This window comes from Acinetobacter sp. YH12096, assembly GCF_013419215.1.
Classification (GTDB): Bacteria; Pseudomonadota; Gammaproteobacteria; order Pseudomonadales; family Moraxellaceae; genus Acinetobacter; species Acinetobacter amyesii.
On sequence record NZ_VPAM01000011.1, the window covers coordinates 32146 to 58012 of the forward strand.

Here is a 25867-nt window from a genome sequence, read left to right on the forward strand (position 1 = left end):
TCCCTATAACATAAGGAAAAAGGTAATTTCATGAGCGCATTGAGTGAAGAAGAACAACTTGATAATTTAAAATCGTTTGCTAAAAAATATGGCTCTGCCATTGTTAGCGGCATTTTAATTGCGTTGATTGCCTTTTTCGGATGGGAATACTGGCAGAAGAAAACTTTGGCTGAATCGCAAATGCAAACAGCCAAAGTACAGCAGTTAATGGATGATGCTCAGTCGGCGACTGGCGACGCTTTTACACAACTTTCTGCGACTGCAGATAAAATTGTAAAAGAAGCGCCAGATTCGCCACAAGCCATCCAAACTCAGTTGCTTATGGCAAAATTGGCATATGATAAAGCCGATTATGCCAATGCTGAGAAAGCTTTGAAAAAAGTTGAAAATTCAAAAGTTGATGATGCAGGCTTAATTCAATTGGTGAAATTACGTTTGGCGTATGCACAATTGGCGCAAAAGAAATTTGATGAAGCATTAAAAACCTTAGAAGCAGTTAAAGAACCTGCTTTTCAAGCGACTGCAGATGAAGCCCGTGGCGACGTCTATGTTGCGAAAAATGATATCGAAAATGCAAAGAAAGTTTATCAAAGTGCATGGGATGCTTTGGTTGAGCGACAAGAAGAACGTCAAATTTTACAAATTAAACTCGAAAGTGTAGGCGTTTTAGTTGATGATCCTGAAATTGAACGTCCGATTATAGATACACAAGTGGAAGCAACTGAATGAATAGAAAATACAAAATTACCTGTGCGCTGACAGTTTTAACACTTGCTTTGGCTGGTTGTGCAAATAAAGGAAAAGTAGAAAAAGTAAAACCAAATCCTTTACCAAAATTGGAACAGGCAAAAACTTTAGCACCTGTATTTTCAAACAGTGTGGCTTCAACTGAAGAAGCAGATCCACTGCGTTTACGTATGGATGCAGATAATGGCGTTGTTTTTAGCGTAAATCCTAATGGTGAAGTTCAAGCCTACAAAGGCAAAGAGCGTTTATGGCAGAAGAAAATCTCTAAACAAGGTTTGACTGCAGGTGTAGAAGCAGCTGACGGAATTGTGGTTGTTGGTAATGCAAAAGGTCAATTATTTGCATTAGATCAGGCAACAGGTGAACAAAAGTGGACTGCGCAATTAACCGGCGCGTTACTTTCACCGTCGTTGATTCAAGCAGGTCGCGTTATTTCAGTCACCAATGATGGTACGGTATACGCAAACGATGTGGCAACGGGTCAACAAACTTGGACCTATAACTTGCCAAATGTGCAGTTTAGTTTACGTGGTATGGCAGCACCGGTATCACTCGATGCGCGTCATGTTCTCATCGCTTCTTCAAATGCCTATATCTATGTGATTGATGCATTGAGCGGTATTCCGAAAATGCAGCGTCGTGTTGCAGTGTCAGACGGTCGTTCAGATGTACAACGTCTCATTGATATTGACGGTGAACCGACTGTAGCAGGTCAATTTTTAATTACCACCAGTTACCAAGGCCAAGTGACAGCGCTTGATCTTGCCTCACAACAAGTGATCTGGAGCAATGATGCGAGTAGCATTCAGCGTCCTGAAGTTGCGGGCAATGGTGTCTTTGTGACACAAACTGATGGTAAAATTGTGGCTTATGAAATTACCACTGGTCAAACATTGTGGGAAAATGACCAATTGCTTAATCGTAATTTGAGTAACCCAGTGATGTTAGGTCAAGACCTTGTGGTTGGTGATCTGGATGGTGTACTTCACTTAATCAACCCAGCGACAGGCGAGTTGGTTGGTCGTTCTAAAACCAGTGGTGAAGTACGTTCACTACGTGTAATTGACAACCAATTATATGTGTCGACACGTAAGGGTGCATTAAGCATTTGGCAGAACCGTTAATTTTTCTGCGGCTTATGTTAAAATAAGCCAAACCGTATTTTTAACGCGGGGGATTGAATCATCAATGCCCCGTGTTTTTATTTATTTTAGGCATTTATCCTATTTCCATTCTTCCTAAGCTTTCTGATGTTCAGACCAGACCAAACTGGCTGATCTGGAATAAAGGTTAATCTATGAAACCCGTAATTGCGCTCATTGGTCGTCCGAACGTCGGAAAATCAACGTTGTTTAACCAGATAACCAAGAGCCGTGATGCTCTCGTTGCTGACTTTGCAGGTCTGACTCGTGACCGTAAGTATGGTGACGCGACTTATCAAAATAAATCCTTCATCGTCGTTGATACTGGGGGTATTGGCGAAACTGAGGGCGGTATCGACTCGTACATGGCAGAACAGTCAAAAACTGCCATTAATGAAGCAGATATTATTGTTTTCGTTGTTGATGCTCGCGCAGGCTTATTGGCATCTGATGAGCAAATTGCACGTGACTTACGTACGCTGGGTAAAAAAGTTTATCTTGTTGCCAACAAAGTTGATGGTGTACATGCCGAAGCAGCTTTAGTTGAATTCTTTAAATTGGGTATGGGTGAACCACTTCAAGTGGCTGCCAGCCATGGTCGTGGTGTTCAGCAAATGCTTGAAGAAGTGTTAGCTGAAGTGCCTGAAGATGAAAGTGAAGAACAACACGATAAAGACACAGGCTTACGTTTAGCGATTATTGGTCGTCCAAACGTGGGTAAATCGACTCTAGTGAACCGTTTGTTGGGTGAAGACCGTGTGGTTGCATTTGACCAGCCGGGTACTACACGTGACTCGATTTATATCCCATTTGAACGTGATGGCCGTAAATACACATTAATCGATACTGCGGGTGTACGTCGTAAAGGTAAAGTGGACGAAATGATCGAGAAATTCTCGATTGTGAAAACTTTACAAGCGATGAAAGATGCGCATGTTGTGGTTATTGTTGTCGATGCACGTGAAGGGATCGTTGAGCAAGACTTGCATTTGATCGGTTATGCGCTTGAAGCAGGCCGTGCGATGGTGATTGCCATCAACAAATGGGACAACATGTCTGACTACGACCGTAAACAATGTAAATTAGATGTTGAACGTCGTTTTGACTTTATTCCATGGGCAAAAATTCACTTAATTTCTGCACTTCACGGTACAGGTGTTGGTGATCTTTATCCATCGATCCACCGTGCTTATGATTCTTCGCATTTGAAAGTATCACCTGCGAAAATCACTCAGATCTTGAATGATGCAACGGATGCGCACCAACCACCAATGGTTCAAGGTCGTCGTATCAAAATGCGTTATGCGCATATTGGCGGACAAAATCCACCGACGATTGTAATTCATGGTAACAAGGTCGATAAAACGCCAAATGACTATCGTCGTTACCTAGAAAACGTGTTCCGTAAAGTTTATAAACTTGAAGGTACGCCAGTCAAAATTGAATTTAAAACCTCTGATAACCCATTTGAAGGTCGTAAGTCGCAAATCGATGAGCGTACGGCGGCACGTAAACGTCGTTATGTTCAGAAGTTCAAAAAGGCGGAAAAGAAATTCAAACGCTAAGTTTAGATGAACAAAAAAAGCCTGCAGATATGCAGGCTTTTTTATTTCACTTTATTTATCTAAAAAGATGTAGAAATTAGTTTTTACACTTTTTAGCTTGGCGGTAAATATCAATATTATCCAGATTAGTTTGAGCAATTTCCATGGCTTGCTGTGCACTGCTGCTATCCTGTTGTGTATTTTTATTGCCAGAAAAAGCTGTCGCAAATTGTCCCATACGCGCGGCTGTTTCAGATTGACCTGAAAATGCGGATAGCGCGTTGCCAGCAAGACCAGCCCATTTTGAAACTTGATTATTTTGCTGTGCAGACGCTTGGCTTAATGCCAGTTGCGATGCTTCCAATGTGCGTTCGAAAGTTTTACGTTCAACGCTCAGATCAGTGCAATCTAAGGTTTTTAAATAACTGGTGCTATAAACACTATTGTTGGTTTGGTTAGCTTGATTGAAATTTGAGGCATAGCCACGGTCTGCTTGAGCTACAGCATTGGCAGCTTCTTGACGGCTTTGATTCATACGCGCTTCAGCTTGGTCCATAATCGCGCCATTTTTGGCACCCATTACTGCAACGGCTGCATCCAATAATCCTGCCTGAGCGAAACATGGTAGGACGCAAAGTGAACTGATTAAGGTGATTTTTCTTAGCATCTGGTTTACCCCGAGTTTTAAATTAAAGTTATAAGAATCTAGAGTATTTTATCTAATTAAAGATGTATTTGAAATATTTATTATACTTAAGTATTTGAATATATTTATAATATTAAGTATTTCTTAAGTGGTTTGAAATATTTTTAAACTGAGTTTTAAAATCTCGATGAGTCAAAGGACCGATGCGCTCATCTGTATTATGGTGTATTTTGTGTCGGAGAGTCGCATAAAATATAGCGTTATGGATGTAGTGTAAAAGATATTGGATCAATAACTTATGGCGAAAATTCAGCTTGAATATAGCGCAATTACTGACTTCTTTGTGGAGCCGCATGGCTTGAGTCGTCAAGAGGTAATTGCTGTGCGTAAACAAGCCATTTACCAATATCGCAATCAATTACTTGCGCAGCGGCTTAATAGATCATTTGAAAATTCAGATTTTTCAAAGTCTGCGTTTGGTAAGCCTTTTCTTCCTGAGTTTCCACACTTTCATTTTAATCATAGTCATAGCCAGCAGCATTATGTTTTGGCCAGTAGTGAAAAAATCGCCAATATTGGTGTGGATATTGAGGATTTAAATCGAAAAGTCCGTTTTGAAGCGATGGCTCAACACAGCTTTCATCCCGAAGAATTGCTCAATTGGGAGAACTTTGAGCATGATCCTGATTTTTGGTTTAAAGTTTGGACCACCAAAGAGGCGGTACTTAAAGCATCAGGTTTAGGGATTCGAGTGAACCTGAATGAACTGAATACACAGTGTCATCCTGAGCAGAATGGTGGGATGTGTAGCCATCCCGCAATTGGCACTTTTGCTTATCAGAATATTCAACTGCCGCATGTGATGTTGACGGTGGCATGGCAAAGTGAACAATCTTGCCGAGGCTTTCATTTGCCTAATATTGAGTTGAATGTCTTATAAATCGGTATGACATATAAATCACCATGAAAAAAGCCCTGTTCTGGCTGAACAGGGCTTTTTTTAAATCAATCTAAACTGGCTTTAGATTAGATTTTGCATTTTTTAGAACCTTGGTAGATACCAATGTTGTCGATGTTTGCTTGAGCAGCAGATTTGTTCGCTTGTTGAAGTTCAAGATTACCTGCATCAGAAGTATCTTGCTCACCAGCCAAGCTGTTTGCAATGTTGCCTGCACGAGCAGCTTTTTCAGAGTTACCACCGAAAGCAGCAAGAGCGCCACCCGCTAAACCAGCAAATTTGCTTAATGATTTGCCTGGCGCTTGAGCAGATGCTTGGATGTTTGCAATGTTTTTGTCAGCAGCTTCTAAAGAGCGCTTAGCATTCGCTTTTTCAACAGCAAGAGTTGCACAATCCATCGCTTTTAATTCTGAAGATGCGAATTGAGTTGTAGCAAAAGCAGAAATTGAAATAGAAGTAACAGTTGCAAGAACAAGTAATTTTTTCATGAAATAATTCACTTTTATTGTTAGAAAATAAACGCCCGAAAGTAATGGGCGGGTGAATATTATTCAAAAAAAGGAATTTTGTCCTGTTAAAATGTGACAATTGTGTAACTTTGTGTAATTTACGTACAAATATGATTGCAAAATTAAATGATTAGTAACACGTTGCTATTTGGTTTTTTGTGCAATCCAAATATTACTTAAGCGGTTGACAAATTGCGGGCTAAACTTCGATAAATTAAATAAAAATTTAGCTTTCATCCCCACAGGTGTATGTGTGGCCATTAAGACAGTATCCTTTTTTTGTACCAAGGCATAAATTTGCTGAGCGACATCGCTCGGTTGAAGATTGACGCCCATTTTCTTAATGCTTTGGGCATCAATGTCTTGCACCATCGCGGTTTGAACAAATAAAGGCATCACATCTAAAACGCGAATATTGTATTTTTGCCATTCAATATCCAAACTTTCAGTGAACCCGCGGACAGCAAATTTAGATGTGGCATAACTGGCTAAATGGGCTTGTCCATAAATTGCTGAAGCCGAAGAGAGGTTAATCACACGAGCAAAATTGCTTTGTTTTAAATAGGGGAATGCCGCATAGCAACCGTTTATCACCCCTTTGACATTGATATCAATTGTTCGGTGGTGTGCAGACAGTTCCGTATGTTCAAAGCTGCCTGAATGCAGAATTCCGGCATTATTGACTAAGATATTCAGCTGACCTGCCCATACAACAAATTCAGCTAAAGCGCTTTGCCATTGCTCTGGTTGTGTTACATCTAAATGTCCAGCTTTGGCATGGCTACCGAGTTCGGCAGCTAAGGAGGTAACTTGAGATTGGTTAATGTCGTAGAGCCCAACTTTATATCCTTGTTGTATGAACAGTCGTGCAATTGCTGCGCCAATCCCTTGTCCTGCACCGCTAATAAAAATACTTTGCATGTTATGCTTCCCTGAATTGAGTTGCTCATTCCTTGAGTGAATTTTGAGCATATCAAATTCTGTAATCGAAACAATGTACTGATGAGTAAATAGCTGGAGTTCACATGGAACAATTATTAGCAGTGATGAAAGAATTACGTGAAAAATGTCCATGGGATCAAAAGCAAACCCCAGAAAGTTTGACTCGTTATGCCATCGAAGAAGCCTATGAAGTTGAAGCGGCAGTTCGTTCAGGTCAGAGTGATGATGTACGAGATGAACTGGGGGATTTATTACTACAAGTGGTTTTTCAGTCGCAGATGTATAGCGAACAAGGCGCATTTGATTTTCAAGATGTGGTGCAAGCCATTACAGATAAATTAATTCGCCGTCATCCCCATGTGTTTCAGGCAGAGCAATTCTCAGCACTCAATGCGGATGATGTGGCAACACTATGGAAACAGATTAAACAACAAGAAAAAGCAGGGAAATCAGTATCTAGATTAGATGAAGTTAAACATGCTCCTGCATTAAGCCAAGCAGATGAAATCCAAAAAAATGTGGCGAAAATTGGCTTTGATTTTCCAGATATTGAAGGGGCTTATGGCAAGCTTGAGGAAGAGCTAGGGGAGTTAAAAGAGGCCTTAGCAGGCAAAAAATCCGACGAAATATTTGATGAATTTGGTGATTGCTTATTTTCTCTGGTGAATGTTGGACGTAAGATTGGCATCTCAAGTGAGATGGCACTTTTAAGTACCATTCATAAATTTAGAAGCCGCTTTGCTTATATTGAAGCACAAGCCACATTACAACAAAAACATGTAGAAGACTTGTCCCTGACTGAAATGGATCAGTTATGGGAACAGACAAAACAACAATTAAAACAACAGGCTGAATATGCACTACATCCTAAAGAATAAATGCTTTGCACAACTACTTGTCTTGGTTTTGAGTTTAATGGCAGATTTAACTTTTGCGCAAAGCCCTTCGGGCTACGCGGAATGGAAAGCCATGCAGCAAGCTCAAGATCAGCAATTAAAAAAGCAATCTGAGGCCTCGAAGTCCAAAGCGACAACTGCACCGAGCAATACCAACTATTATTTGTCACGACCCAGCACTCAGCAAAATAGCCGATCAGATCAAGTACGCTTAAATACAGCCTCAGTTGATGAACTGCAAACATTACATGGGATTGGTCAGAAAAAAGCAGAAGCCATTGTGCAATATCGTAAAAGTAATGGCTTATTTAAAAGCATTGATGATATTCAACAGGTTAAGGGAATCGGTCCTGCGCTGTTTGCTAAAAATAAAGCAAAATTGGCACTTTAAGTGAAGTGTAAAAAAAAGAATTAGGTTAAGCTCAGCTTGAGCATCGAGATAATCAAATTGCCCTTTGATTGTGTTAGAGATATCATTAGCGACATCTTAAGAATTTTACGTTCAGACGTAGGAGACAGCGTCTTTTGCAAACTTTGCGCGCGTCCAAATGTGGTTTATCAACCGCACAATTACCTTCTTCCATTTTAGATGTGATTGATGCCTTAACTAAGGCAGGCTATGAAGCTTATATCGTGGGTGGCGGTGTCCGCGACCTAATGTTGGGTCATGCACCTAAAGATTTTGATGCCGTAACTAATGCGACACCAGCTCAGGTGAAAGAAGTCTTCGGGCGACGTTGCCGAATTATTGGTCGTCGTTTTGAGCTGGCGCATGTCTACTCAGGACGTGAACTGATCGAAGTTGCGACCTTCCGTGCGCCGCCTAAAAAAGCCGTGACTTCTGCTGCGGGCATGATTTTACGTGATAATAATTGGGGTACGATTGAGCAAGACTTTGCACGTCGTGACTTCTCGATCAATGCAATGTATTACCAACCACGCAAAGGTGAAGTGCTAGATTTTTGTCATGCAGTAGATGACATTAAGCATAAAACGTTGCGTTTATTGGGTGATCCACAACTACGTTTTGAAGAAGATCCTGTGCGGATGCTTCGGACTTTACGTTTTGCAGCCAAATTAAACTTTAATATTGATGAAAAAATTCTGGATGTCTTTACCCCAGAACTTACTCAATTGCTGCGTGATGTGTCTCCACATCGTTTATACGACGAGTCACAAAAACTCTTTACTATGGGGCATCTCAATCGCGTCTTACCGATGCTGATCGATTTTGGTATTTGGTATCAGTTATTTGCAGATATCAAACCGGTCGTAACGCCATTTATTGAGTTGGCAGCAAAAAATACCGATCAACGTATTTCGATTGGGAAAACCATTAACCCTGCATTTTTCTATGCCGTATTATTGTGGATTCCGTTCCAAGAACGTTGTACGTTCTATCTGAATAAAGGTGTTGTTCCAGCTGAAGCACGTGCTCAAGCGGGCTTAGATGTATTGAAACGTCAAGCTACACGAACCATTATTCCACGCTTTGCCGAAACGTTTATTCGTGAGGTTTGGGAAATGCAAACCCGTTTGCTGAATCCAAAACCACAGCAAATTGAAGCACTTTCAGGTCATGCACGTTTCCGTGCAGGCTTTGACTTCTTGCTGCTGCGTGAAAAATCGGGTGATACAAGCACGCAAGGTATGGGCCAGTGGTGGGATGCTTATCAGCAGATGAGCACTGACGAAAAAGAACGGGCAATTAGCCAATACAATCGTCAACGTGCCAAGAGTCGTCGTAAAGCGGCGCATGAAGATGTGGAAACGAAAACTTCTGCACATCAGCAAGTTGAAATTGAACCACTTGTGAATGAACCAGAAAGCAGAAGTCGCCGTCAACGTAAGCCTAAATCACATGCCAACAGTCCAGCGACAGTATCAATTGTTGCAGCGTCAGCCAGTGGTGAAATTGGTGCAGATCATCCGATTTTAAAACGTAAACGTGTGAAACGAGATCTGACTCAGGTTATTTTTGGGCCAACACAATGACGCTGACATATATTGGTTTAGGCAGTAATTTAGGTGATTCTCTACAGATCCTCAGTGAAGCGGTGCATAAACTTGCGACACTCGGTACTGTAAAAGTCTCACAACTGTATCAAAGCCCACCAATGGGGCCACAAGATCAGCCGAATTATTTAAATGCAGCGGTTGCATTAGAAACTGATCTAGCACCTTTGGCTTTGTTGGATGAATTGCAACGCTTTGAACAAGAGTCGGGGCGTGTACGCCTACGTCATTGGGGGGAGCGTACACTGGATTTAGATTTACTGATTTATGGTGAACAGCACATTCAAAATGAACGTTTGACGGTGCCTCATGTTGGTGTTTTAGAACGTGATTTTGTGTTGAAACCTTTGTTGGATTTAGATGAGAATCTACAGATTAAAGGACAACCATTAAAAGATTTACCTATTTTGAATAATCCAAATTTAACTGTATTGGATGCAGGAAACTGGGCCCATCTTTAATTTTTGTATGACCACTTGAGAAAGCCGTCATCTGAGGAATATTGAAATGATTAGTCTAAGTGACTTGAAAAAATTTAAAGCGGAAGGTCGCAAATTCTCCTGCCTGACTTGCTATGATGCGAGCATGGCAAAAGCAATGGAAGTTGCTGAAGTCGATAGTATTCTGATTGGTGATTCATTGGGGATGACCATTCAAGGCAATGACTCGACTTTACCTGTCACTGTTGAAGATATGGTATATCACACTGCAGCAGTGCGTCGTGGCAATAAACATGCGTTTATTTTGACTGATTTGCCATTTATGACCTATGCCACTTTGAATGACGCTTTAGTGAATTCAAAGATCGTGATGCAAGCAGGCGCACAGATGGTCAAATTGGAAGGTGGCGCATGGTTGTCAGAAACAGTTGAAGTATTGACCCGTAATGGTATTCCAGTGTGTGTGCATTTAGGGTTAACTCCGCAATCGGTTCATGTGTTTGGCGGTTATAAAGTGCAAGCACGTACACGCGAAACCGCGGATCAACTCATTGCAGATTGTAAAGCTGTGGTTGATGCAGGTGCAGCAATTTTACTTTTGGAATGTGTTCCTGCCCAAGTGGGTAAAGAAATTAGTGAATTATTCCCAAATACACCTGTGATTGGGATCGGTGCCGGTGCAGAAACGGATGCTCAAGTCTTGGTTCAACAAGATATGTTGGGACTGACGTTTAGTCACGTGGCGAAATTTGTTCGCAACTTTATGAAAGAGCAAGCAGGGGAAACAGCAATTGTGGATGCGTTTAAGGCGTATCATGCTGCCGTACTTGATGGTAGTTTCCCTGCCAAAGAACATACATTCCAAATTGAGCTGTAAGACATGAAAACTGAAACAACGATTCAAGGTTTAAGTGCATCGCTAAATCCAGCACGTGCTGCGCGCAAAATCATTGGTTTTGTACCAACGATGGGGAACTTGCATGAAGGTCACCTTAATTTAGTTCGTGAAGCACGTAAACTGTGTGATGTCGTGGTGGTGAGTATTTTCGTTAACCCAATTCAGTTTGGTCCAAATGAAGACTTTGACAACTATCCACGTACTTTGGAACAAGATCAGCACTTATTGGCTGAAGTGGGTTGTGACATCGTGTTTGCACCGACTGTTGAACAAATGTATGGCAACAAACCGCGCTTAACCAATATTAGCGTGGGCGGTATTACCAATGATTTGTGTGGCGAACAGCGTCCGGGTCATTTTGACGGTGTTGCTGTTGTTGTGACAAAACTCTTTAATATTGTTCAACCGAATTTTGCATTCTTTGGGCAAAAAGATTACCAGCAACTTGCAGTGATTCGTCAGTTTGTACGTGACTTAAATATTCCACTAGAAGTGATTGGTGTGCCGATTACTCGTGCTGAAGATGGTTTGGCATTGAGCTCACGCAATGGTTATTTAAGTGCGGAAAATCGTGCGATTGCACCAACGATTTACCAAAGCTTGAAAACGGCTGAGGCAGAATTACATGCTGGAACTCGACTGGCAGATGTGTTAGCGAATATTAAAGCAACATTGACAGCAGCGGGTTTTGTTGTGGACTATGTTGAAGCACGTACACCTGAATTACAGAAAATTGAAGAATTTGATCAAGACGTGGTGTTGTTTATTGCGGCTAAATTAGGCGCAACACGTCTTATTGATAATATGCAGGTTAAATATACTGCAGTTTAAAACGGCTATGGGGTAGCAAGCGATGAAGCGCATTTTAATTGTTACAGGACAATCTGGATCTGGAAAGTCATCTGCATTACAGATACTTGAGGATTTGGGCTATTACTGTATCGATAATTTGCCATTGGCCTTACTCCCCGAAATTGTTGAAAAACTCGATTCAGAAAATAATCTTGAACAATTGGCACTGGGTGTGGATGTCCGCAGTACACGTGCAGATTTACAAGAGTTCGATTTGGTTTTTCAACAGCTACAACGCCATGGCTCAGTCGATATTATTTATTTGACCACGCGTGATCAGGAATTGATTGCGCGATTCAGTTCATCTCGACGTCCCCATCCGTTGGCAAGTCGTTTCAAAAGTTTAAATGAGTGCATACAGGAAGAAAAATCTTTACTGTTGCCGATTCAATTACGCTCGACAGTACATATTGATACTACAGACAAGAGCGTACATGATTTAAAACATACCTTGCTGTCTAAACTCGGACAGGCAGATAATTTAATTTTGATCTTACAGTCTTTTGGCTATAAGCATGGTATTCCACTCGATGCAGATTATGTTTTTGACGTCCGTCATTTGCCCAATCCGCACTGGGATATGGAATTACGTAAGTATTCAGGATTAGATGAGCCAGTTCGTCAATTTTTACAGCAAAGTGAACAAACCAATGAAATGTTCCAAGATATTTATAATTTCTTGGATAAATGGCTGCCGGCATTTGCCGAAGGGCATCGTCATTACATGACGGTGTCGATCGGTTGTACAGGTGGGCAACACCGTTCGGTATATATCGTAGATAGACTAAAAAAAGCACTTGAGGCAAAATGGTCTATTCAGGTTCTACATAGAGAAATGAAGCACTGGTCATGATCGACACAACTGTTGACGTAATTAATAAACTGGGTTTACATGCGCGTGCATCTGGCAAGCTAATCGAAGTCACGACCAAATTTCGCTCGTCGATTCAAATTGGTAAGGGTGGAAAATTAGTAGATGCCAAAAATATTATGTCTTTGCTGATGCTTGGTGCAGGCAAGGGCACAACTTTACGCTTAGTGATTGAAGGTGCAGATGAAGAAAAAGCTTTATCTGAAATTCAAGCACTGTTTGCGGCAAAATTTTACGAGGCAGATTAAACGTGGCACGTCGACCGAACCGCTATACCGAAGAAGACTTTGAATCCTTAGAAGGACGTGCAAGTAAAACTGAGCAAAAGAAAGCTGTACAACGTATGGCTGCTTTGGGCGAGGAACTTGCAAAACTGAATCCTAAACAGATTAAAAATCTTCCTGTTGAAGAGCGTCTGATCGAAGCACTACTAGATGCACAAACAATTACTTCACATGAAGCGCGACGCCGTCAGTTTCAACGTGTAGGTAAATTACTGCGTAATGAAGATGAAACCATGATTTTATCTTACTTAACCCCGCAGCAAGGTGCGAAAAAAACAGCGCAGCTTCAACGCTGGACTGAACGTATGATTGCCCAAGGTGATCCCGTCATTAAAGAGTTCATGAAAGCACATAATGCTGCTGAACATCATCCTATTCGTCAGCATATTTTGCGTATTCAACGTGATATAGCAAAAAATGTAAGCGAAGAAGAACTGACTGCGTCAAAGTTGAAATTGTTTAACTACATTCAACAAGTGGCTTTATTATCTGATAACTAATGCATGATTAGATAGCCAAGTACTTAGATAGCTCAATGATCAGAGAATTCAACATGATCTGATCATTGAAGCAAAACGTGAAGTTATAGACTTCACATCAAAAAAGCGACCTGATTAGGTCGCTTTTTTTGCTTAAATGATTGAAAAAATCATGCTTGGCTTTTGAGTTTTAACATTAACCAAATTCACCAACAGCGCGCTCTTTAGCCCATTCACGGAGAACGAACTTCTGAAGTTTACCTGTCGAGGTTTTTGGAATTTCGGTAATCACTACATCTTTAGGTACTTTGAAACGTGCAAGGTGCTGCTTACAGAATTCGATCAGTTCTTCAGGCGTTGCTTCTTTACCTGCTTTTAATTCAATAAAGGCACAAGGCACTTCTTGCCAACGAGGGTCAGGTTTTGCAACCACTGCAGCTGTCAGTACAGCAGGGTGTTGATATAGAATTTCTTCTACTTCGAGCGATGAAATGTTTTCACCCCCTGAAATGATCACATCTTTAGAGCGGTCAGTAATTTTGGCATAACCGTCAGGTTGGCAGACTGCTAAGTCGCCGGTATGGAACCAGCCACCGGCAAAGGCTTCAGCCGTTGCTTCTGGGTTTTTCAAATAACCTTTCATTACGATGTTGCCACGGAACATGATTTCACCCATGGTCTGGCCATCATGCGGAACAGGTAACATGGTCTCAGGATCAATGACTTTCATGCCATCTTGAAGCGGGTATGGCACACCTTGGCGAGAATGCAACTGTGCTTGTTCTTGAATGGAAAGATCAGACCAACCAGCTTGCGATGCGCAAAGTGCCGATGGACCATATGTTTCAGTCAAACCATAAACATGTGTGACATTGATACCAATATTACGCATCCCTTCAATAATCGCTGCAGGTGGCGCTGCACCAGCAACCATCACTTCAACGCGATGGTCAAATTGTGCTTTTTTCTCTTCAGGCGTATTGATCATCATTGAAAGTACGATTGGCGCACCGCAGAAATAATCTACTTTGTGTTCTGCGATCAGTTTGAAAATCAGTTCAGGGTCGATTTTACGTAGACAAATATTGGTTCCACCATTGGCTGCCATTGTCCAAGCAAAGCACCAGCCATTACAGTGGAATAGAGGAAGCGTCCACAGATACGTTGCACGTGGCGTCATGCCGCAAGCAATGATGTTACTCGCTGCATTGATATATGCGCCGCGGTGATGATACACCACGCCTTTTGGATTCCCTGTGGTACCCGAGGTATAGCTTAAACTAATCGCATCCCATTCATCTTGAGGTAAGTGCCACTCAAAGTTGGCATCGCCTTGCGCCAACCAGTCTTCAAATTCAATTTGTCCAATCGGTTGTGCTGTGCCTTCAAATTCAGCATCTGCAACATCAATGACATAAATCTCTTGATCGATTAAAGCTAAAGCTTCGGTGGCAACTTGAGCAAATTCAGGGTCAACCAACAGGACTTTGGTTTCTGCATGTTCCAGCATGAAGGCAATGGTTTTCGCATCAAGGCGTGTATTTAGCGTATTTAGTACAGCACCCGCCATCGGTACGGCAAAGTGTGCTTCAACCATAGCCGGAACGTTCGGTAATAACACAGACACGGTGTCGTTTTTGCCAATGCCTAATTGTTGCAACTGATGTGCAAATTGACGACAGCGGTTATATGTTTGGCGCCATGAAATATGACGATTGCCATGGATAATGGCATCCTGATCAGGATAAATATAAGCTGCACGCTCTAAATAACGTAGAGGCGAAAGTGCCACAAAATTTGCCGGGGTCCGTGGCAATTCATCGTATGCGCTAACCATCGTGGTACTCCAAGTCCATGTCTATTTGTTTTAAATCTGACTTAACAATAATTCAGTCCGTAGCTTCTCTGCATTTATGCTTTAGTCGAGTATTTACACTAAATTCTTAAGTTATTGAAATTGAATAAAATAAAAACAGTAAAGTGACGAAAATGAACCCTGTGGTTCTCAAAATTGATTTTTTAGCATAAATAATTTAGTTGAAAAATATATAGGTGTTGTTGGTTTTTATACTGATTTGGCAGATATTTCTGTGTGTGATCTTTTTTATTGATTCGGTTTGAATGATGCTTAACGAATAATGTAGAGCGCCTTGAATAGTCTTTGTGGGGATATAAACGAATGATATTTTCTTTAATTGATCGTGGATTATTTGCTGTTTTATAACAATAAACTTAAATTTGAGTAGATGCTGAACTTCGTATAATCTAAGTAAAAAATCAAGATGGCTTGTGCATCAACATTGCAAAAGCGGAAATCAAAAATAAAACAATACGGCTGAATACAATAAAAAGTATGGCGATAAGGATGAATATGACAATTCAACACGACATTGCATGGGAAAATTGGTCAGGTGCTCAGAAGTCGATCCCGAAGTCATTTATACAACCGAAAAATCTTGAGCAGTTAATGGAGGTGGTTCAATCCCAACCTAAGATTCGTATGGTTGGCGCAGGGCACTCTTTTAGCCCTTTGGCAAAAACTACAGATACCTTAGTAAGTTTAGATCATCTCAAAGGTATTCTAGATATCGATGCTGAACGCTGCCAAAGTACCGTCCAAGCTGGCACACGATTATTTGATTTGGGCGAGAAGCTCGCGTCTTTTGATCAGGCACTGATCAATCAAGGAGATATTGATCGTCAAAGTTTGGCTGGAGCTATCGCAACAGGGACACATGGCACAGGACTCGAATTGCCGTGTTTATCGGCACTGGTTAAGGGGTTTGAGTTATTAACCGCGCAGGGCGAGTTACTACAATGCAGTGCTGAACAGAACAGCGAAATTTTCCAAGCAGGGCGTGTTTCACTCGGGAGTTTAGGCGTGCTGACGCATGTACAGCTGCAAAATCGACCGATGTATAAACTCAAAGAACAGACGCGATTATGTCCACTGAACGATGTCATGCAGAATATGCAGCAATGGCAATATGAACATCGACATATTGAGTTCTGGGCATTTAGTCATGCCGATCAGGTTATTTTAAAAACCTTAGATGAGACGGAAGATAACCTTCAACCTCGAAAAGAACAGTGCTTAGATGACGACGTATTACTCAAACTTTGTGCAGAATTGACGCGAATTTTTCCACCACTGAATCCATGGCTACAAAAATTATTAGGTGTTTTTGTCAAACCTTCGATCAACGTAGACTGGTCAAGTCGAATTTTTCCTTCTGCTCGAAGTACCAAATTTAATGAGATGGAATACCAGATTCCGCTGCAACACGGGATGAATTGTTTAGAAGAAATTTTGCATACCCTTCGACGACATAAGGTTCCGATGTTTTTCCCGCTAGAATATCGACTTGTACGTGGGGATGATATTTGGCTCAGTCCGTTTTATCAGCAAGATTCGGCCTCAATTTCGGTGCATCAGTTCTATAAGCAAGATTATCAAGTCATCTTTAAGCTCGTGGAGCCGATTTTTTTAAAATATGGCGGGCGTCCGCATTGGGGGAAATTGCATAGCCTAAATGCGCGGCAGCTTCAAAATGTGTACCCCAAGTGGCAAGATTTTTTGAATATTCGACAAGAATTAGATCCTCAGCAAAAGTGGCTCAGTCCAGAGCTACAGCAATTACTGATTGAATAAGCGTCGTGGAAGGTTAAACACTGAAGACCAATTGAACGATATGAAAAAGGGGATGGCATGGATGCATATTTTCAACAGTTGAATACGCTGTTAAAGCAAAACGGGACGGGGATGCCCCAGTTAATCGTGGATGTTGATGCATTAAATCACAACTTGGTGATCACTCAGCAGCAAATACCACATAGTCTGCATCCGCGCTTGGTAGTGAAATCCTTGGCGTGCATGGCATTGCTTCAACACTGTGCTACACAGCTCAAGACACAGCGTTTCATGCTATTTCATTTTGCACATCTGAAAACACTTTTCGAGTCGATGCCACAAGCCGATGTGTTGTTTGGAAAACCGATGCCAATTCAGGCCTTGAAGCATGCAGACAAGGCAGTTTTGCAGGCCACGCAATCGCAAGTGCAATGGCTGATTGATAGTGAACAGCGTTTAGCCCAATACCTCAAATTTGCTGAGCAGCATCAACTGTGTCTACGCATCAATATTGAAATCGATGTGGGTTTACACCGCGGTGGTCTGAAAACGATCGATGAGCTAAAGGCTATTTTGGATGTAATCGTTCAACATCCTCAACATTTAAAATTTTCAGGATTGATGGGCTATGACGCACATGTGGCGAAGATTCCACGACTGATTCAATCTGCTGAACAGACTTATCAACAATCCCAGAAAAGTTATCAACAATTCAAAGCTTATGTACAACAGCGCTATCCAACTTTATGTGATGAACACACCTGTTGGAATGGTGGTGGTAGTCCTAGTTTTAGTTTTCATTATCAGCAGAGCGTCTGTAACGAAGTCTCGTTTGGCTCGATGTTATTAAAACCCGCAGATTTTGAACTGAAAAATTTACAAGCTTTCCAAAGTGCCTTGTGGCTCGCCACACCAGTGTTAAAAGTGTTGCCGCGGACTGAATTACCACAGTTAGAATGGCTCAGTCGTTGGGCAAAATCTCAGGCTGTGTTTATTTATGGAGGCTATTGGCGAGGGGACTATGTTTATCCTCAAGGCAGTCAGCCCCATGCATTATATGGTCGAAGTAGTAATCAGGAACTTGTGCAAATTCCGCAGACAAGTAGCATAGACATAGATGATTATATTTTTTTACGCCCTGCGCAAAGTGAAATGATCATCCCTCAATTTGCACAGCTTTGGTTGTATCAATCAGATCAATTGATCGCCTTAGAGACATTCAGAGAATAAAAAAGCGTCCTTACGTTCTTTGGTTCAATTGTTTCGCAATTTTTTTTTACGTGCGTAACATCAGTTATAAATGAGAACGTGATTATTATGTTGACAGCATAAAGCGCATTTCAGTTGAAATCTGCTTGAATTATCAGGAGTCTTGTAAAAGGCGGTAGAAAAATCAACTTCCATGGGATTAGAGGTTTATTAAAGTTGGCAGGGCGTGTAAAATTTAGGTCGAATTTTATTTATCCACCGTTTTTATCTTTTGGGGGGTCTCCCTCGATCATAATCTCGCGGTGACATGCTCCATTGTACGGGGCATCACTCCTTAAGGATTTTTATATGCCAATTATCACTTTGCCAAATGGCGATCAAAAAGAATTTGATCATGCCGTGTCTGTGATGGAAGTTGCTCAAAGCATCGGTCCTGGTCTAGCAAAAAATACAGTTGCGGGTCGTGTAAACGATCGTTTAGTTGATGCGTGTGATTTAATTACAGAAGATGCAAGCCTACAAATTATCACGCCTAAAGATGAAGATGGTATTCACATCATTCGTCACTCTTGTGCGCACTTGGTGGGTCATGCCGTTAAGCAATTGTTCCCAGAAGCAAAGATGGTCATTGGTCCTGTCATTGAAGAAGGTTTCTACTATGACATCTGGATGCCACGTCCGTTTACTTTAGACGACATGGCAGCAATCGAAGAGCGCATGAAAAAGCTCATCGACCAAGACTACGATGTCATCAAAAAAATGACTCCACGTGATGAAGTGATTAAAGAGTTCACTGCACGTGGCGAAGAATACAAACTGCGTCTGATCGAAGACATGCCTGAAGAAACTGAAATGGGCTTGTACTACCATCAAGACTACTTGGATATGTGCCGTGGTCCGCACGTTCCAAATACCAAATTCTTAAAATCGTTCAAGTTGACTAAAATCTCTGGTGCTTACTGGCGCGGTGATGCGAAAAACGAACAGCTACAACGTATTTACGGTACAGCTTGGGCGGACAAAAAACAGTTAGCTGCCTACATCAAACGTATTGAAGAAGCTGAAAAACGCGATCATCGTAAAATTGGTAAAGCGTTAGACTTGTTCCATATGCAAGAAGAAGCGCCGGGTATGGTGTTCTGGCATCCAAACGGTTGGACTATTTACCAAGTGCTTGAACAATACATGCGTAAAGTTCAACAAGCCAACGGTTACCAAGAAATCCGTACACCGCAAGTGGTTGATTTCACGCTTTGGGAAAAATCAGGTCACGCAGCAAACTATGCTGAAAACATGTTTACGACTCACTCAGAGAACCGTAACTATGCAGTAAAACCAATGAACTGCCCATGTCACGTGCAAGTCTTCAACCAAGGTTTGAAATCTTACCGTGATCTTCCAATTCGTTTGGCTGAGTTTGGTTCATGTCACCGTAACGAACCATCAGGTTCATTACACGGCATTATGCGTGTACGTGGCTTTACGCAAGATGATGCGCATATCTTCTGTACCAAAGAACAAATCGGTACTGAAGTTGCAGACTTTATTAAACTGACATTAGATGTATATAAAGACTTCGGCTTTGAAGAAGTACAAATGAAGTTGTCGACACGTCCAGAAAAACGTGTGGGTGATGACAAACTTTGGGATATGGCGGAAAAATCTTTGGCAGATGCTTTAGATGCTGCTGGCTTAGAGTGGGAACTTCAACCGGGTGAAGGCGCATTCTACGGTCCGAAAATTGAATTCTCATTGAAAGACTGCTTAGGTCGTGTATGGCAGTGCGGTACAATTCAATGTGACTTTAACTTACCAGAACGTCTTGACGCATCTTATGTGACTGAAGATAACGACCGTGATCAGCCTGTAATGTTGCACCGTGCAATTCTTGGCAGTTTCGAGCGTTTTATTGGTATACTTATTGAACACTATGCTGGTTTCATGCCACCTTGGTTGTCTCCAATTCAAGCATGTGTGATGAACATTACCGATTCACAAGCTGAAGCATGTGAGTCAGTCGTCGCTAAACTTAAAGAAAGCGGTATCCGCGCGATTTCAGACTTGAGAAATGAGAAAATCGGCTTTAAGATTCGTGAACGTACTTTAGAGCGTATTCCTTACTTATTGGTTCTTGGAGACCGTGAAGTTGAGGAAGGTACTGTAAACGTCCGTACTCGCTCTGGAAAAAATTTGGGTACTATGTCAATTGATGCATTCGTTGACCTAGTAAAAGCAGCCGTAGCCGAACGCGGCCGGTACATTGTGGAGTAAAAGCGATTAAACAGCCTGACCGTAATCAACAGGGCGGAAAATCAAACCGTCCTGCCTTGAATGATGAAATTCGTGCAAAAGAAGTCCGTCTAGTAGACGAAAATGGCGAGCAAAAAGGGATTGTATCTCTTGCTGACGCTTTGCGTGCTGCAGAAGCAGTAGATCTTGACCTTGTTGAGATTGTTGCTAATGCTGAGCCACCAGTCTGCAAAATCATGGATTTTAACAAGCATTTGTTTGATCTAAAACAAAAGCAAAAAGAAGCGAAGAAAAAACAACATCAAGTACAGGTGAAAGAAATCAAGCTACGCCCTGGTACTGATGTTGGTGACTACAACGTTAAACTACGTGCCATTATCAAGTTCCTTGAAGAAGGCAATAAGGTAAAAATCACGCTTCGTTTCCGTGGTCGTGAAATGGCACACCAACAGTTAGGTTTGGCTCAATTGCAAAAAATTGAAGCTGACGTGGTTGACTATGGTGTTGTTGAACAAACACCAAAAATGGAAGGCCGTCAAATGGGTATGCTGCTTGGTCCTAAAAAGAAAAAGTAAGTATCCATTAAAAAAGCACTGCATTTGCAGTGCTTTTTTTGCCTATATTTTGGTTTTTTAATCTCAATGATGTTCAAGGGCACCAATAATTTTTGCTGCGTATTGATTGGAAAATAGAGCAAAATTCATGAATGCGAACTTATGTCTGAGGGTATTAAGTAAGTTTCTTTAAGAAAGACAAATTTGATTATATTTTAATAGATATTCAATCGTTGTTTCGATTCAGACGTTTTGAAATGCTTTAATTTAGTTTTAATGTAGGTATAAAGTGAGCAAAGCTTTTTATTGAGCTAACTATGTGAGATCTATTTACATAACACCGGCCGTGAGATGGGGATTTTCAGTACCCTCCAATAGATTTTCATCTTGGTAATATTAGGTCGTATATTCCATGTCATAAAAGCAATCAGAACAAAGTACATTTCATAGAAATAGATAGTAATACAAAGTAGGATTATTTTTTGCAAGATACGCCAAAATTGAAAAAGAGTGGATGAACAGTTTGTAAGCCAGACCCACCAAAGATTCATTAAAACACCTATAGGGAGTATTTAGTTTGGAATAAAAAATCAGAACATAAAATTTGCAATCGAGACACTATATTTTTGAGATGGGATGATTTTAATTCTTTTTTATCATGTTACGAATTTAACTATTTTTTTCAAAAAAAAGACCCCGAAGGGTCTTTTTTTATGAGAGTTTACTCAGCGCTATTTTCTTGGACAGGACTTTCTATCAATGCCTTTTTGCCAATTGGAATTTGGCGTGGTAGTTTTTCTTCAGGAATAATACGCTGTAAGTCCACTGTCAATAAACCATTTTCATATAGGGCTTGTTGCACTTCTATATGTTCATCTAAGCGTAAAGACAGTTTAAATGTACGACGAGCAATGCCTTTATGCAGGAATTCCACAGTTGTATCTTGCGCTTCAGTTGGTTTACCTGAAATGCTTAGCACTTGATTTTCTAAGTTTAGCGAAAGTTCATCTTCTGTAAAACCTGCGGTTGCCACCACAATGCGATAGCTATTTTCAGCCGTTTTTTCAATATTGTATGGCGGGTAATTTGGTGTGTCGCTTTGCATGGCATAATCAAATAAATCGTTGAAACGATCAAAACCAATGCTACGACGGAAAAGTGGGTTAAGATTTAAACTACTCATAATTAGAACTCTCTTTAATAAGCAAAGTTGTAACAATAAGAAATGTTCAGTGATGCTTGGCATCCACTGTTCACTAACAAGATCGTTTGATCCTTGTACATGTATCAATATCGGTCTGTGCTGATTTTTTTCAAGGGATTTTTATAAAAAAATTATATTTTTTGAATTTTTGTACCTTAAGTGATTTTAAAAGCAAAGTTATAATTCACATTTTAACGTTACTTTTCAGAAAAACTGACAAGCTTTCACTGGATTAAACATGTTATACATAAAGCAAAATGAGATTGCCTTACTGAAAATTAAAAAGGAATATAGATGATTGATCTCTACTATTGGGGTACACCCAATGGACATAAAATTACCATCGCTTTAGAAGAAATGGGTTTGGAATACCAAATTTTTCCGATTAATATCTTGGAAAATGATCAATTTCAGCCAGACTTTTTGAGAATTTCTCCGAACAATAAAATCCCTGCAATCGTGGATCAGAATGGCCCACGAGGAGAGTCGATTTCAGTTTTTGAGTCTGGTGCGATTCTGCAATATCTTGGACGTAAAACAGGTTTGTTTTATCCACAAGATGAGTTTGAGCGCGTTGAAGTTGAACAATGGTTGATGTGGCAAATGGGTGGTTTTGGGCCCATGTTAGGACAAAATCATCATTTTAGTCGTTTTGCACCTGAACGTATTCCGTATGCAACTGAACGTTATGTAAATGAATCTAAACGCTTATATAAAGTTTTGAACCATCAGTTGATTGGTCAAAAATTTGTGGCTGGAGAGTATTCGATTGCAGATATGGCTATTCTGCCTTGGGCACTGCGTCATGAATGGCAGCAAATTCAGCTGGAAGATTATCCATACGTGAAAGACTATATCGATCGACTGACGGCCCGTCCAGCGGTACAAAAAGCCTTAGCGATACAGGTTTAAAAAAAAGAGCATGGAAACATGCTCTTTTTTTTATGGAATGAATAGAAGCTTTTTCCACCAAGGTCTTTGGTTTTCTTTCAGTATCTTGAGTGAGAAGGGCTGTAAGGCAACAAAGGGGAGGCTACACCATTTTCGATATAAGGTTTGAACTTGGCACGTAAAAGTGACTGCTCAACCCGCTTATCAATGTGTGTAAGTCCAGAGCTTTTGATTAATTCAGCTTTTTGAACTTCGCCGGTGGCTAAAACATACAATTTAAAACTAAGGTCACGATTTTGATTGCCCAGATCGTCATTGTTGAAGTTAAAGAAAGGTCGCTTTTGCCAAATCATTTGATCTTGTGTAATCACGTGTTGTTTGGCAACTTCAGAAGGACTTTGTGCATATAAAGCGGTCAAAATTTGTAATAACACGATAAAACTTAAGCAAAGAATTTTTTTCATAAAGTGAGTTAAAATTATTCAATATTTGCGTGGCAGATTAGAAGTCTCATGTATAAAAGTAAAGTGCGGAAAGACTCCCCTTAAGATTTTAGATAGGACGGAAGAAAATTCTAACGCTGTGTTAGAATGCGGCGCTGCCGAAAAGAACGCGTTGTTGACGGCTTAGTTGGACGATTTTGCGATGAAAGACTTTTTCTTAAATTTTACCCGTATTGTTGAAAATAACCCAAGAATCTATTGGAGTATTATTTTTGGTATTGCAGGCTGCTTAGTGCTATTTGTCGCTGAAATTGTGCATGTTCAAAATATTCTTGCAGATTTACATACCAAAGATCAAAACTTGATGCGGGCTGCGATTGAACCGATTTCTTCACAATATAAATGGTCGAGAATCGTTGTAATTGTTGCAGCAGTGCTTTGGTCAAATTTTGAATATTTGAAGTCGAAGAAAAAATTAGGTCTCTAAGCATTCGTTTCGATGTGGTCATTTTTAGTTTTATTCTTCGCGGCATTTGGGGCTGCGACCTTACTTCCTTTACAGTCCGAAGCCGTATTGCTCGGCTTGCTGACCTATGGTCAACATAATCCATGGCTGCTGATTTTGGTGGCCAGTATCGGAAATATCTTCGGTTCCTGTGTAAATTGGTGGCTCGGTTTAAAAATAGAACATTATAAAAATAAAACATGGTTTCCCGTGTCAGAGCTGAAAATGCAGCAGGCACAGGGTATTTATCACAAATATGGTTATTGGTCTTTGCTACTGAGTTGGCTGCCGATTATTGGAGACCCAATTACTTTAATCGCGGGTTTAATGAAAGAAAACTTCTGGCGATTTTTCACACTGGTCAGTATCGCCAAAATTGGACGTTATCTGTTTATCTACGGGCTATTTTTTCAATTACATTGAATATTTTTCAGCTGAATGCGCTCTTTAAATTGAATTTTAAAGATCTGATAAAACTTACGTGGCGCTTCGATTTTTGCCAGTTCAAATTTCTTTAATAGCAAGCGGGCAATTGGATCACTTGGACTTTGTATTAAACGAATATCGGAAATTTGGTTCTTACGATCTACGCTAAAACTAAAATCTATGCTGAATTGTTTTGCTTCAGATTCCGTCATCGGCAGCTTCATTGCGGGGACGTCTTTGTATTGAAATGTTCTATGTTGGCCAGACTGTTGGAGCTGCAAGCCCTCGGGCTCAAAATCAGCCCAGCAGGTTTTGATGGGCTTTCTTTTTGGTGTTTTACGTGTCGATGAATAGTCATCAGCATTAAATTCAAATGGCTGCGTCGCTCGGAAGGGATAGCTGATGCCCGATTCTATATAAGGCCTGAAGCGTGCCTTTTTTACCGCGTTAATGACCATATCATCCAAATCTGGCAAGCCTGAACTGGTGATGATTTTGACTGCGGTAATGTTGCCCGAGTTGTCTGCATCAATTGCGACATTGACAAATCTAGGGCGTCCTTCCAGATCTCCTGGCTCAAATTTAACTTTGGGTGCGCGCATCCAGCTGACAGGTCTGTCTTGCAATATTTTTACTTCGCTGGCGGGCGCAGTCTCAGCGGCAGCATACTGCGTGCACATCACTGTGCTTGCACAGAGCATTAGACCTATTGCTGTATATTGTTTCAACATAGTCATTCCATCAGTGCGCGGCACGCCAATTCATTATTTTAATGCCGCTAAAAATTGAGATTATGAGCAGCCATTCACTTTAAATTGAATTTCATCTTTAAAGTTCGACTTTTTATAGATCCAAAGGGTGCTCGCAGTACGTTTAACCGAGATCTGACTATTTCTTAGTGCTTCAACGACTTTCTGATCGAGTGCATAAATGCCAGAGCCTTGCTTGATCTTGACCTTTTTTACTTGTCCGTGTTTATCCACTTTAAAGTTAAATTTGACTTTACGATCATGCTGTTTCAACTCATGACTAGTGAGATCTAATTTTGGTTGAGATACATATTGGAATGGCGTTTTCTTATCTGCACTTTGTGCATTCCAAACTTTTGAATCAAAGTTGAAATCACATTCAGGTGTATTGCCTTTAACTCTCAAATTAAACGCTTGATAGCCAATAATGGCTTTGGCTTCACCATTTTCTAAATGTGGTTTGACTTTAGCTTTTTTGACAGCAGAAATTAAGATTCGGTCGAGTTGATCGACACCTGTACTTTCTTCAACACTTGCATCGGTAATTGTACCTTTTGCATTCGCTGTGACACGAATAATGGCCGCGCGGTCACGTTGCTTGAGGTCTTCATTGGCATATACTGGTTTTGGAAAAACCGACCAATTTAAACGCGTGGTTAAATGCGCAGGAGCAACTTCAATATTCTGTGCCGGAAGTTGATGGGTTTTGGTTGAAGCACTAAACGCTGTAGAAAATGGAGCGCAGGCCAAAAGGGTTAAGCACAGATATTGTTTCATAAGT

The 25867-nt window shown here is 40.8% G+C and carries 28 protein-coding genes; 20 read left to right on the forward strand and 8 right to left on the reverse strand.

Annotated elements, in window-relative coordinates; all coding sequences use genetic code 11:
* Positions 1 to 30 precede the first annotated feature (30 nt).
* The 3 genes from FTU36_RS06655 (at position 31) to der (ending at position 3454) form a co-directional block, all read left to right on the forward strand.
* Positions 31 to 729, forward strand: a complete 699-nt coding sequence (locus tag FTU36_RS06655) for a tetratricopeptide repeat protein (protein WP_078192660.1) — start codon at positions 31 to 33, stop codon at positions 727 to 729.
* Positions 726 to 1871 carry an outer membrane protein assembly factor BamB gene (gene bamB / locus FTU36_RS06660; RefSeq protein WP_078189607.1) on the forward strand — a complete coding sequence of 382 codons (1146 nt, stop codon included), beginning with the start codon at positions 726 to 728 and terminating at the stop codon, positions 1869 to 1871. The genes FTU36_RS06655 and bamB overlap by 4 nt, the downstream gene beginning before the upstream one ends.
* Positions 1872 to 2044: 173 nt before the next feature.
* A complete protein-coding gene (gene der, locus FTU36_RS06665; RefSeq protein WP_078192658.1) occupies positions 2045 to 3454 on the forward strand; it encodes a ribosome biogenesis GTPase Der in 1410 nt (469 codons plus the stop codon).
* A gap of 76 nt (positions 3455 to 3530) precedes the next feature.
* On the opposite strand, the gene FTU36_RS06670 is transcribed toward der, so the two are convergent.
* Positions 3531 to 4100 carry a hypothetical protein gene (locus FTU36_RS06670; RefSeq protein ID WP_180117163.1) on the reverse strand — a complete coding sequence of 190 codons (570 nt, stop codon included), beginning with the start codon at positions 4098 to 4100 and terminating at the stop codon, positions 3531 to 3533.
* A gap of 277 nt (positions 4101 to 4377) precedes the next feature.
* Between FTU36_RS06670 and FTU36_RS06675 the strand changes: the two genes are divergently transcribed.
* Positions 4378 to 5019 carry a 4'-phosphopantetheinyl transferase superfamily protein gene (locus tag FTU36_RS06675; RefSeq protein WP_180117165.1) on the forward strand — a complete coding sequence of 214 codons (642 nt, stop codon included), beginning with the start codon at positions 4378 to 4380 and terminating at the stop codon, positions 5017 to 5019.
* A gap of 86 nt (positions 5020 to 5105) precedes the next feature.
* On the opposite strand, the gene FTU36_RS06680 is transcribed toward FTU36_RS06675, so the two are convergent.
* Together FTU36_RS06680 and FTU36_RS06685 are read right to left on the reverse strand one after the other, a co-directional pair.
* Positions 5106 to 5525, reverse strand: coding sequence for a hypothetical protein (locus FTU36_RS06680; RefSeq protein WP_078192655.1), 420 nt, complete (start codon positions 5523 to 5525; stop codon positions 5106 to 5108).
* 165 nt (positions 5526 to 5690) lie between these two features.
* Positions 5691 to 6467 (reverse strand): SDR family oxidoreductase, encoded by a 777-nt coding sequence (locus FTU36_RS06685; protein ID WP_180117167.1) that lies wholly within the window; start codon positions 6465 to 6467, stop codon positions 5691 to 5693.
* 104 nt (positions 6468 to 6571) lie between these two features.
* On the opposite strand from FTU36_RS06685, the gene mazG reads away from it, so the two are divergent.
* The 9 genes from mazG to yjgA all read left to right on the forward strand — a co-directional run bounded on the left by mazG (position 6572) and on the right by yjgA (position 13245).
* Positions 6572 to 7366 carry a nucleoside triphosphate pyrophosphohydrolase gene (mazG, locus tag FTU36_RS06690; RefSeq protein WP_180117169.1) on the forward strand — a complete coding sequence of 265 codons (795 nt, stop codon included), beginning with the start codon at positions 6572 to 6574 and terminating at the stop codon, positions 7364 to 7366.
* On the forward strand, positions 7344 to 7775 hold the full coding sequence (locus tag FTU36_RS06695) for a ComEA family DNA-binding protein (RefSeq protein ID WP_180117171.1): 432 nt from the start codon (positions 7344 to 7346) through the stop codon (positions 7773 to 7775). Before mazG ends, FTU36_RS06695 begins: the two co-directional genes overlap by 23 nt.
* A 134-nt stretch (positions 7776 to 7909) precedes the next feature.
* Positions 7910 to 9379, forward strand: a complete 1470-nt coding sequence (pcnB, locus tag FTU36_RS06700) for a polynucleotide adenylyltransferase PcnB (RefSeq protein WP_180005385.1) — start codon at positions 7910 to 7912, stop codon at positions 9377 to 9379.
* Entirely contained in the window at positions 9376 to 9861 is a 486-nt protein-coding gene (gene folK, locus FTU36_RS06705; protein ID WP_180005386.1) for a 2-amino-4-hydroxy-6-hydroxymethyldihydropteridine diphosphokinase, read from the forward strand. The genes pcnB and folK overlap by 4 nt, the downstream gene beginning before the upstream one ends.
* Before the next feature lie 46 nt (positions 9862 to 9907).
* Complete coding sequence (gene panB, locus FTU36_RS06710; protein WP_180005387.1) at positions 9908 to 10717, forward strand: 3-methyl-2-oxobutanoate hydroxymethyltransferase; 810 nt, start codon at positions 9908 to 9910, stop codon at positions 10715 to 10717.
* A gap of 3 nt (positions 10718 to 10720) precedes the next feature.
* Positions 10721 to 11569, forward strand: coding sequence for a pantoate--beta-alanine ligase (gene panC / locus FTU36_RS06715; RefSeq protein WP_180093389.1), 849 nt, complete (start codon positions 10721 to 10723; stop codon positions 11567 to 11569).
* Positions 11570 to 11591: 22 nt separating this feature from the next.
* Positions 11592 to 12443, forward strand: a complete 852-nt coding sequence (gene rapZ / locus FTU36_RS06720; RefSeq protein WP_078189595.1) for an RNase adapter RapZ — start codon at positions 11592 to 11594, stop codon at positions 12441 to 12443.
* On the forward strand, positions 12440 to 12709 hold the full coding sequence (locus FTU36_RS06725; RefSeq protein WP_067763492.1) for an HPr family phosphocarrier protein: 270 nt from the start codon (positions 12440 to 12442) through the stop codon (positions 12707 to 12709). Before rapZ ends, FTU36_RS06725 begins: the two co-directional genes overlap by 4 nt.
* 2 nt (positions 12710 to 12711) lie before the next feature.
* Complete coding sequence (yjgA, locus tag FTU36_RS06730; RefSeq protein WP_078189593.1) at positions 12712 to 13245, forward strand: ribosome biogenesis factor YjgA; 534 nt, start codon at positions 12712 to 12714, stop codon at positions 13243 to 13245.
* A 175-nt stretch (positions 13246 to 13420) separates the two neighbouring features.
* Here yjgA and FTU36_RS06735 read toward each other — a convergent pair whose 3' ends face one another.
* Positions 13421 to 15061 (reverse strand): acyl-CoA synthetase, encoded by a 1641-nt coding sequence (locus tag FTU36_RS06735; protein ID WP_180117173.1) that lies wholly within the window; start codon positions 15059 to 15061, stop codon positions 13421 to 13423.
* 534 nt (positions 15062 to 15595) lie between these two features.
* Here FTU36_RS06735 and FTU36_RS06740 point away from each other — a divergent pair.
* The 4 genes from FTU36_RS06740 to infC all read left to right on the forward strand — a co-directional run bounded on the left by FTU36_RS06740 (position 15596) and on the right by infC (position 20889).
* Positions 15596 to 16876: a D-arabinono-1,4-lactone oxidase gene (locus FTU36_RS06740; RefSeq protein WP_180040930.1), complete on the forward strand. Its 1281-nt coding sequence runs from the start codon at positions 15596 to 15598 to the stop codon at positions 16874 to 16876.
* Positions 16877 to 16933: 57 nt separating this feature from the next.
* Entirely contained in the window at positions 16934 to 18085 is a 1152-nt protein-coding gene (locus FTU36_RS06745) for an alanine racemase (protein WP_168378469.1), read from the forward strand.
* A gap of 327 nt (positions 18086 to 18412) precedes the next feature.
* Complete coding sequence (gene thrS, locus FTU36_RS06750; RefSeq protein WP_180065882.1) at positions 18413 to 20335, forward strand: threonine--tRNA ligase; 1923 nt, start codon at positions 18413 to 18415, stop codon at positions 20333 to 20335.
* Between the two features lie 5 nt (positions 20336 to 20340).
* Positions 20341 to 20889 carry a translation initiation factor IF-3 gene (gene infC / locus FTU36_RS06755; protein ID WP_078192643.1) on the forward strand — a complete coding sequence of 183 codons (549 nt, stop codon included), beginning with the start codon at positions 20341 to 20343 and terminating at the stop codon, positions 20887 to 20889.
* Positions 20890 to 21589: 700 nt separating this feature from the next.
* Here infC and FTU36_RS06760 read toward each other — a convergent pair.
* Entirely contained in the window at positions 21590 to 22051 is a 462-nt protein-coding gene (locus FTU36_RS06760; protein WP_168378471.1) for an Hsp20 family protein, read from the reverse strand.
* A 315-nt stretch (positions 22052 to 22366) separates the two neighbouring features.
* Here FTU36_RS06760 and FTU36_RS06765 point away from each other — a divergent pair, with 315 nt between their 5' ends.
* The gene (locus FTU36_RS06765) at positions 22367 to 22984 is read left to right on the forward strand and encodes a glutathione S-transferase N-terminal domain-containing protein (RefSeq protein WP_180020979.1); all 618 of its coding nucleotides are present in this window, start codon (positions 22367 to 22369) and stop codon (positions 22982 to 22984) included.
* A 77-nt stretch (positions 22985 to 23061) separates the two neighbouring features.
* On the opposite strand, the gene FTU36_RS06770 is transcribed toward FTU36_RS06765, so the two are convergent.
* Entirely contained in the window at positions 23062 to 23397 is a 336-nt protein-coding gene (locus FTU36_RS06770) for an energy transducer TonB (protein ID WP_180117175.1), read from the reverse strand.
* Between the two features lie 211 nt (positions 23398 to 23608).
* Here FTU36_RS06770 and FTU36_RS06775 point away from each other — a divergent pair, with 211 nt between their 5' ends.
* Both FTU36_RS06775 and FTU36_RS06780 read left to right on the forward strand, forming a co-directional pair.
* The gene (locus FTU36_RS06775; RefSeq protein ID WP_078192639.1) at positions 23609 to 23893 is read left to right on the forward strand and encodes a hypothetical protein; all 285 of its coding nucleotides are present in this window, start codon (positions 23609 to 23611) and stop codon (positions 23891 to 23893) included.
* A 12-nt stretch (positions 23894 to 23905) separates the two neighbouring features.
* Positions 23906 to 24334, forward strand: a complete 429-nt coding sequence (locus tag FTU36_RS06780; protein WP_180062965.1) for a YqaA family protein — start codon at positions 23906 to 23908, stop codon at positions 24332 to 24334.
* On the opposite strand, the gene FTU36_RS06785 is transcribed toward FTU36_RS06780, so the two are convergent.
* A complete protein-coding gene (locus FTU36_RS06785) occupies positions 24322 to 25068 on the reverse strand; it encodes an energy transducer TonB (RefSeq protein WP_180020973.1) in 747 nt (248 codons plus the stop codon). The genes FTU36_RS06780 and FTU36_RS06785 overlap by 13 nt on opposite strands.
* 60 nt (positions 25069 to 25128) lie before the next feature.
* Entirely contained in the window at positions 25129 to 25863 is a 735-nt protein-coding gene (locus FTU36_RS06790; protein ID WP_180062967.1) for an energy transducer TonB, read from the reverse strand.
* Positions 25864 to 25867 lie beyond the last annotated feature (4 nt).

Bases quoted from the DNA above. Each gene is read 5' to 3' on its own strand.
- FTU36_RS06655 (WP_078192660.1), top strand. From the start codon at position 31: ATGAGCGCATTGAGTGAAGAAGAACAACTTGATAATTTAAAATCGTTT.
- bamB (WP_078189607.1), top strand. From the start codon at position 726: ATGAATAGAAAATACAAAATTACCTGTGCGCTGACAGTTTTAACACTT.
- der (WP_078192658.1), top strand. From the start codon at position 2,045: ATGAAACCCGTAATTGCGCTCATTGGTCGTCCGAACGTCGGAAAATCA.
- FTU36_RS06670 (WP_180117163.1), bottom strand. From the start codon at position 4,100: ATGCTAAGAAAAATCACCTTAATCAGTTCACTTTGCGTCCTACCATGT.
- FTU36_RS06675 (WP_180117165.1), top strand. From the start codon at position 4,378: ATGGCGAAAATTCAGCTTGAATATAGCGCAATTACTGACTTCTTTGTG.
- FTU36_RS06680 (WP_078192655.1), bottom strand. From the start codon at position 5,525: ATGAAAAAATTACTTGTTCTTGCAACTGTTACTTCTATTTCAATTTCT.
- FTU36_RS06685 (WP_180117167.1), bottom strand. From the start codon at position 6,467: ATGCAAAGTATTTTTATTAGCGGTGCAGGACAAGGGATTGGCGCAGCA.
- mazG (WP_180117169.1), top strand. From the start codon at position 6,572: ATGGAACAATTATTAGCAGTGATGAAAGAATTACGTGAAAAATGTCCA.
- FTU36_RS06695 (WP_180117171.1), top strand. From the start codon at position 7,344: ATGCACTACATCCTAAAGAATAAATGCTTTGCACAACTACTTGTCTTG.
- folK (WP_180005386.1), top strand. From the start codon at position 9,376: ATGACGCTGACATATATTGGTTTAGGCAGTAATTTAGGTGATTCTCTA.
- panB (WP_180005387.1), top strand. From the start codon at position 9,908: ATGATTAGTCTAAGTGACTTGAAAAAATTTAAAGCGGAAGGTCGCAAA.
- panC (WP_180093389.1), top strand. From the start codon at position 10,721: ATGAAAACTGAAACAACGATTCAAGGTTTAAGTGCATCGCTAAATCCA.
- rapZ (WP_078189595.1), top strand. From the start codon at position 11,592: ATGAAGCGCATTTTAATTGTTACAGGACAATCTGGATCTGGAAAGTCA.
- FTU36_RS06725 (WP_067763492.1), top strand. From the start codon at position 12,440: ATGATCGACACAACTGTTGACGTAATTAATAAACTGGGTTTACATGCG.
- FTU36_RS06735 (WP_180117173.1), bottom strand. From the start codon at position 15,061: ATGGTTAGCGCATACGATGAATTGCCACGGACCCCGGCAAATTTTGTG.
- FTU36_RS06740 (WP_180040930.1), top strand. From the start codon at position 15,596: ATGACAATTCAACACGACATTGCATGGGAAAATTGGTCAGGTGCTCAG.
- FTU36_RS06745 (WP_168378469.1), top strand. From the start codon at position 16,934: ATGGATGCATATTTTCAACAGTTGAATACGCTGTTAAAGCAAAACGGG.
- thrS (WP_180065882.1), top strand. From the start codon at position 18,413: ATGCCAATTATCACTTTGCCAAATGGCGATCAAAAAGAATTTGATCAT.
- FTU36_RS06760 (WP_168378471.1), bottom strand. From the start codon at position 22,051: ATGAGTAGTTTAAATCTTAACCCACTTTTCCGTCGTAGCATTGGTTTT.
- FTU36_RS06765 (WP_180020979.1), top strand. From the start codon at position 22,367: ATGATTGATCTCTACTATTGGGGTACACCCAATGGACATAAAATTACC.
- FTU36_RS06775 (WP_078192639.1), top strand. From the start codon at position 23,609: ATGAAAGACTTTTTCTTAAATTTTACCCGTATTGTTGAAAATAACCCA.
- FTU36_RS06780 (WP_180062965.1), top strand. From the start codon at position 23,906: ATGTGGTCATTTTTAGTTTTATTCTTCGCGGCATTTGGGGCTGCGACC.
- FTU36_RS06785 (WP_180020973.1), bottom strand. From the start codon at position 25,068: ATGTTGAAACAATATACAGCAATAGGTCTAATGCTCTGTGCAAGCACA.
- FTU36_RS06790 (WP_180062967.1), bottom strand. From the start codon at position 25,863: ATGAAACAATATCTGTGCTTAACCCTTTTGGCCTGCGCTCCATTTTCT.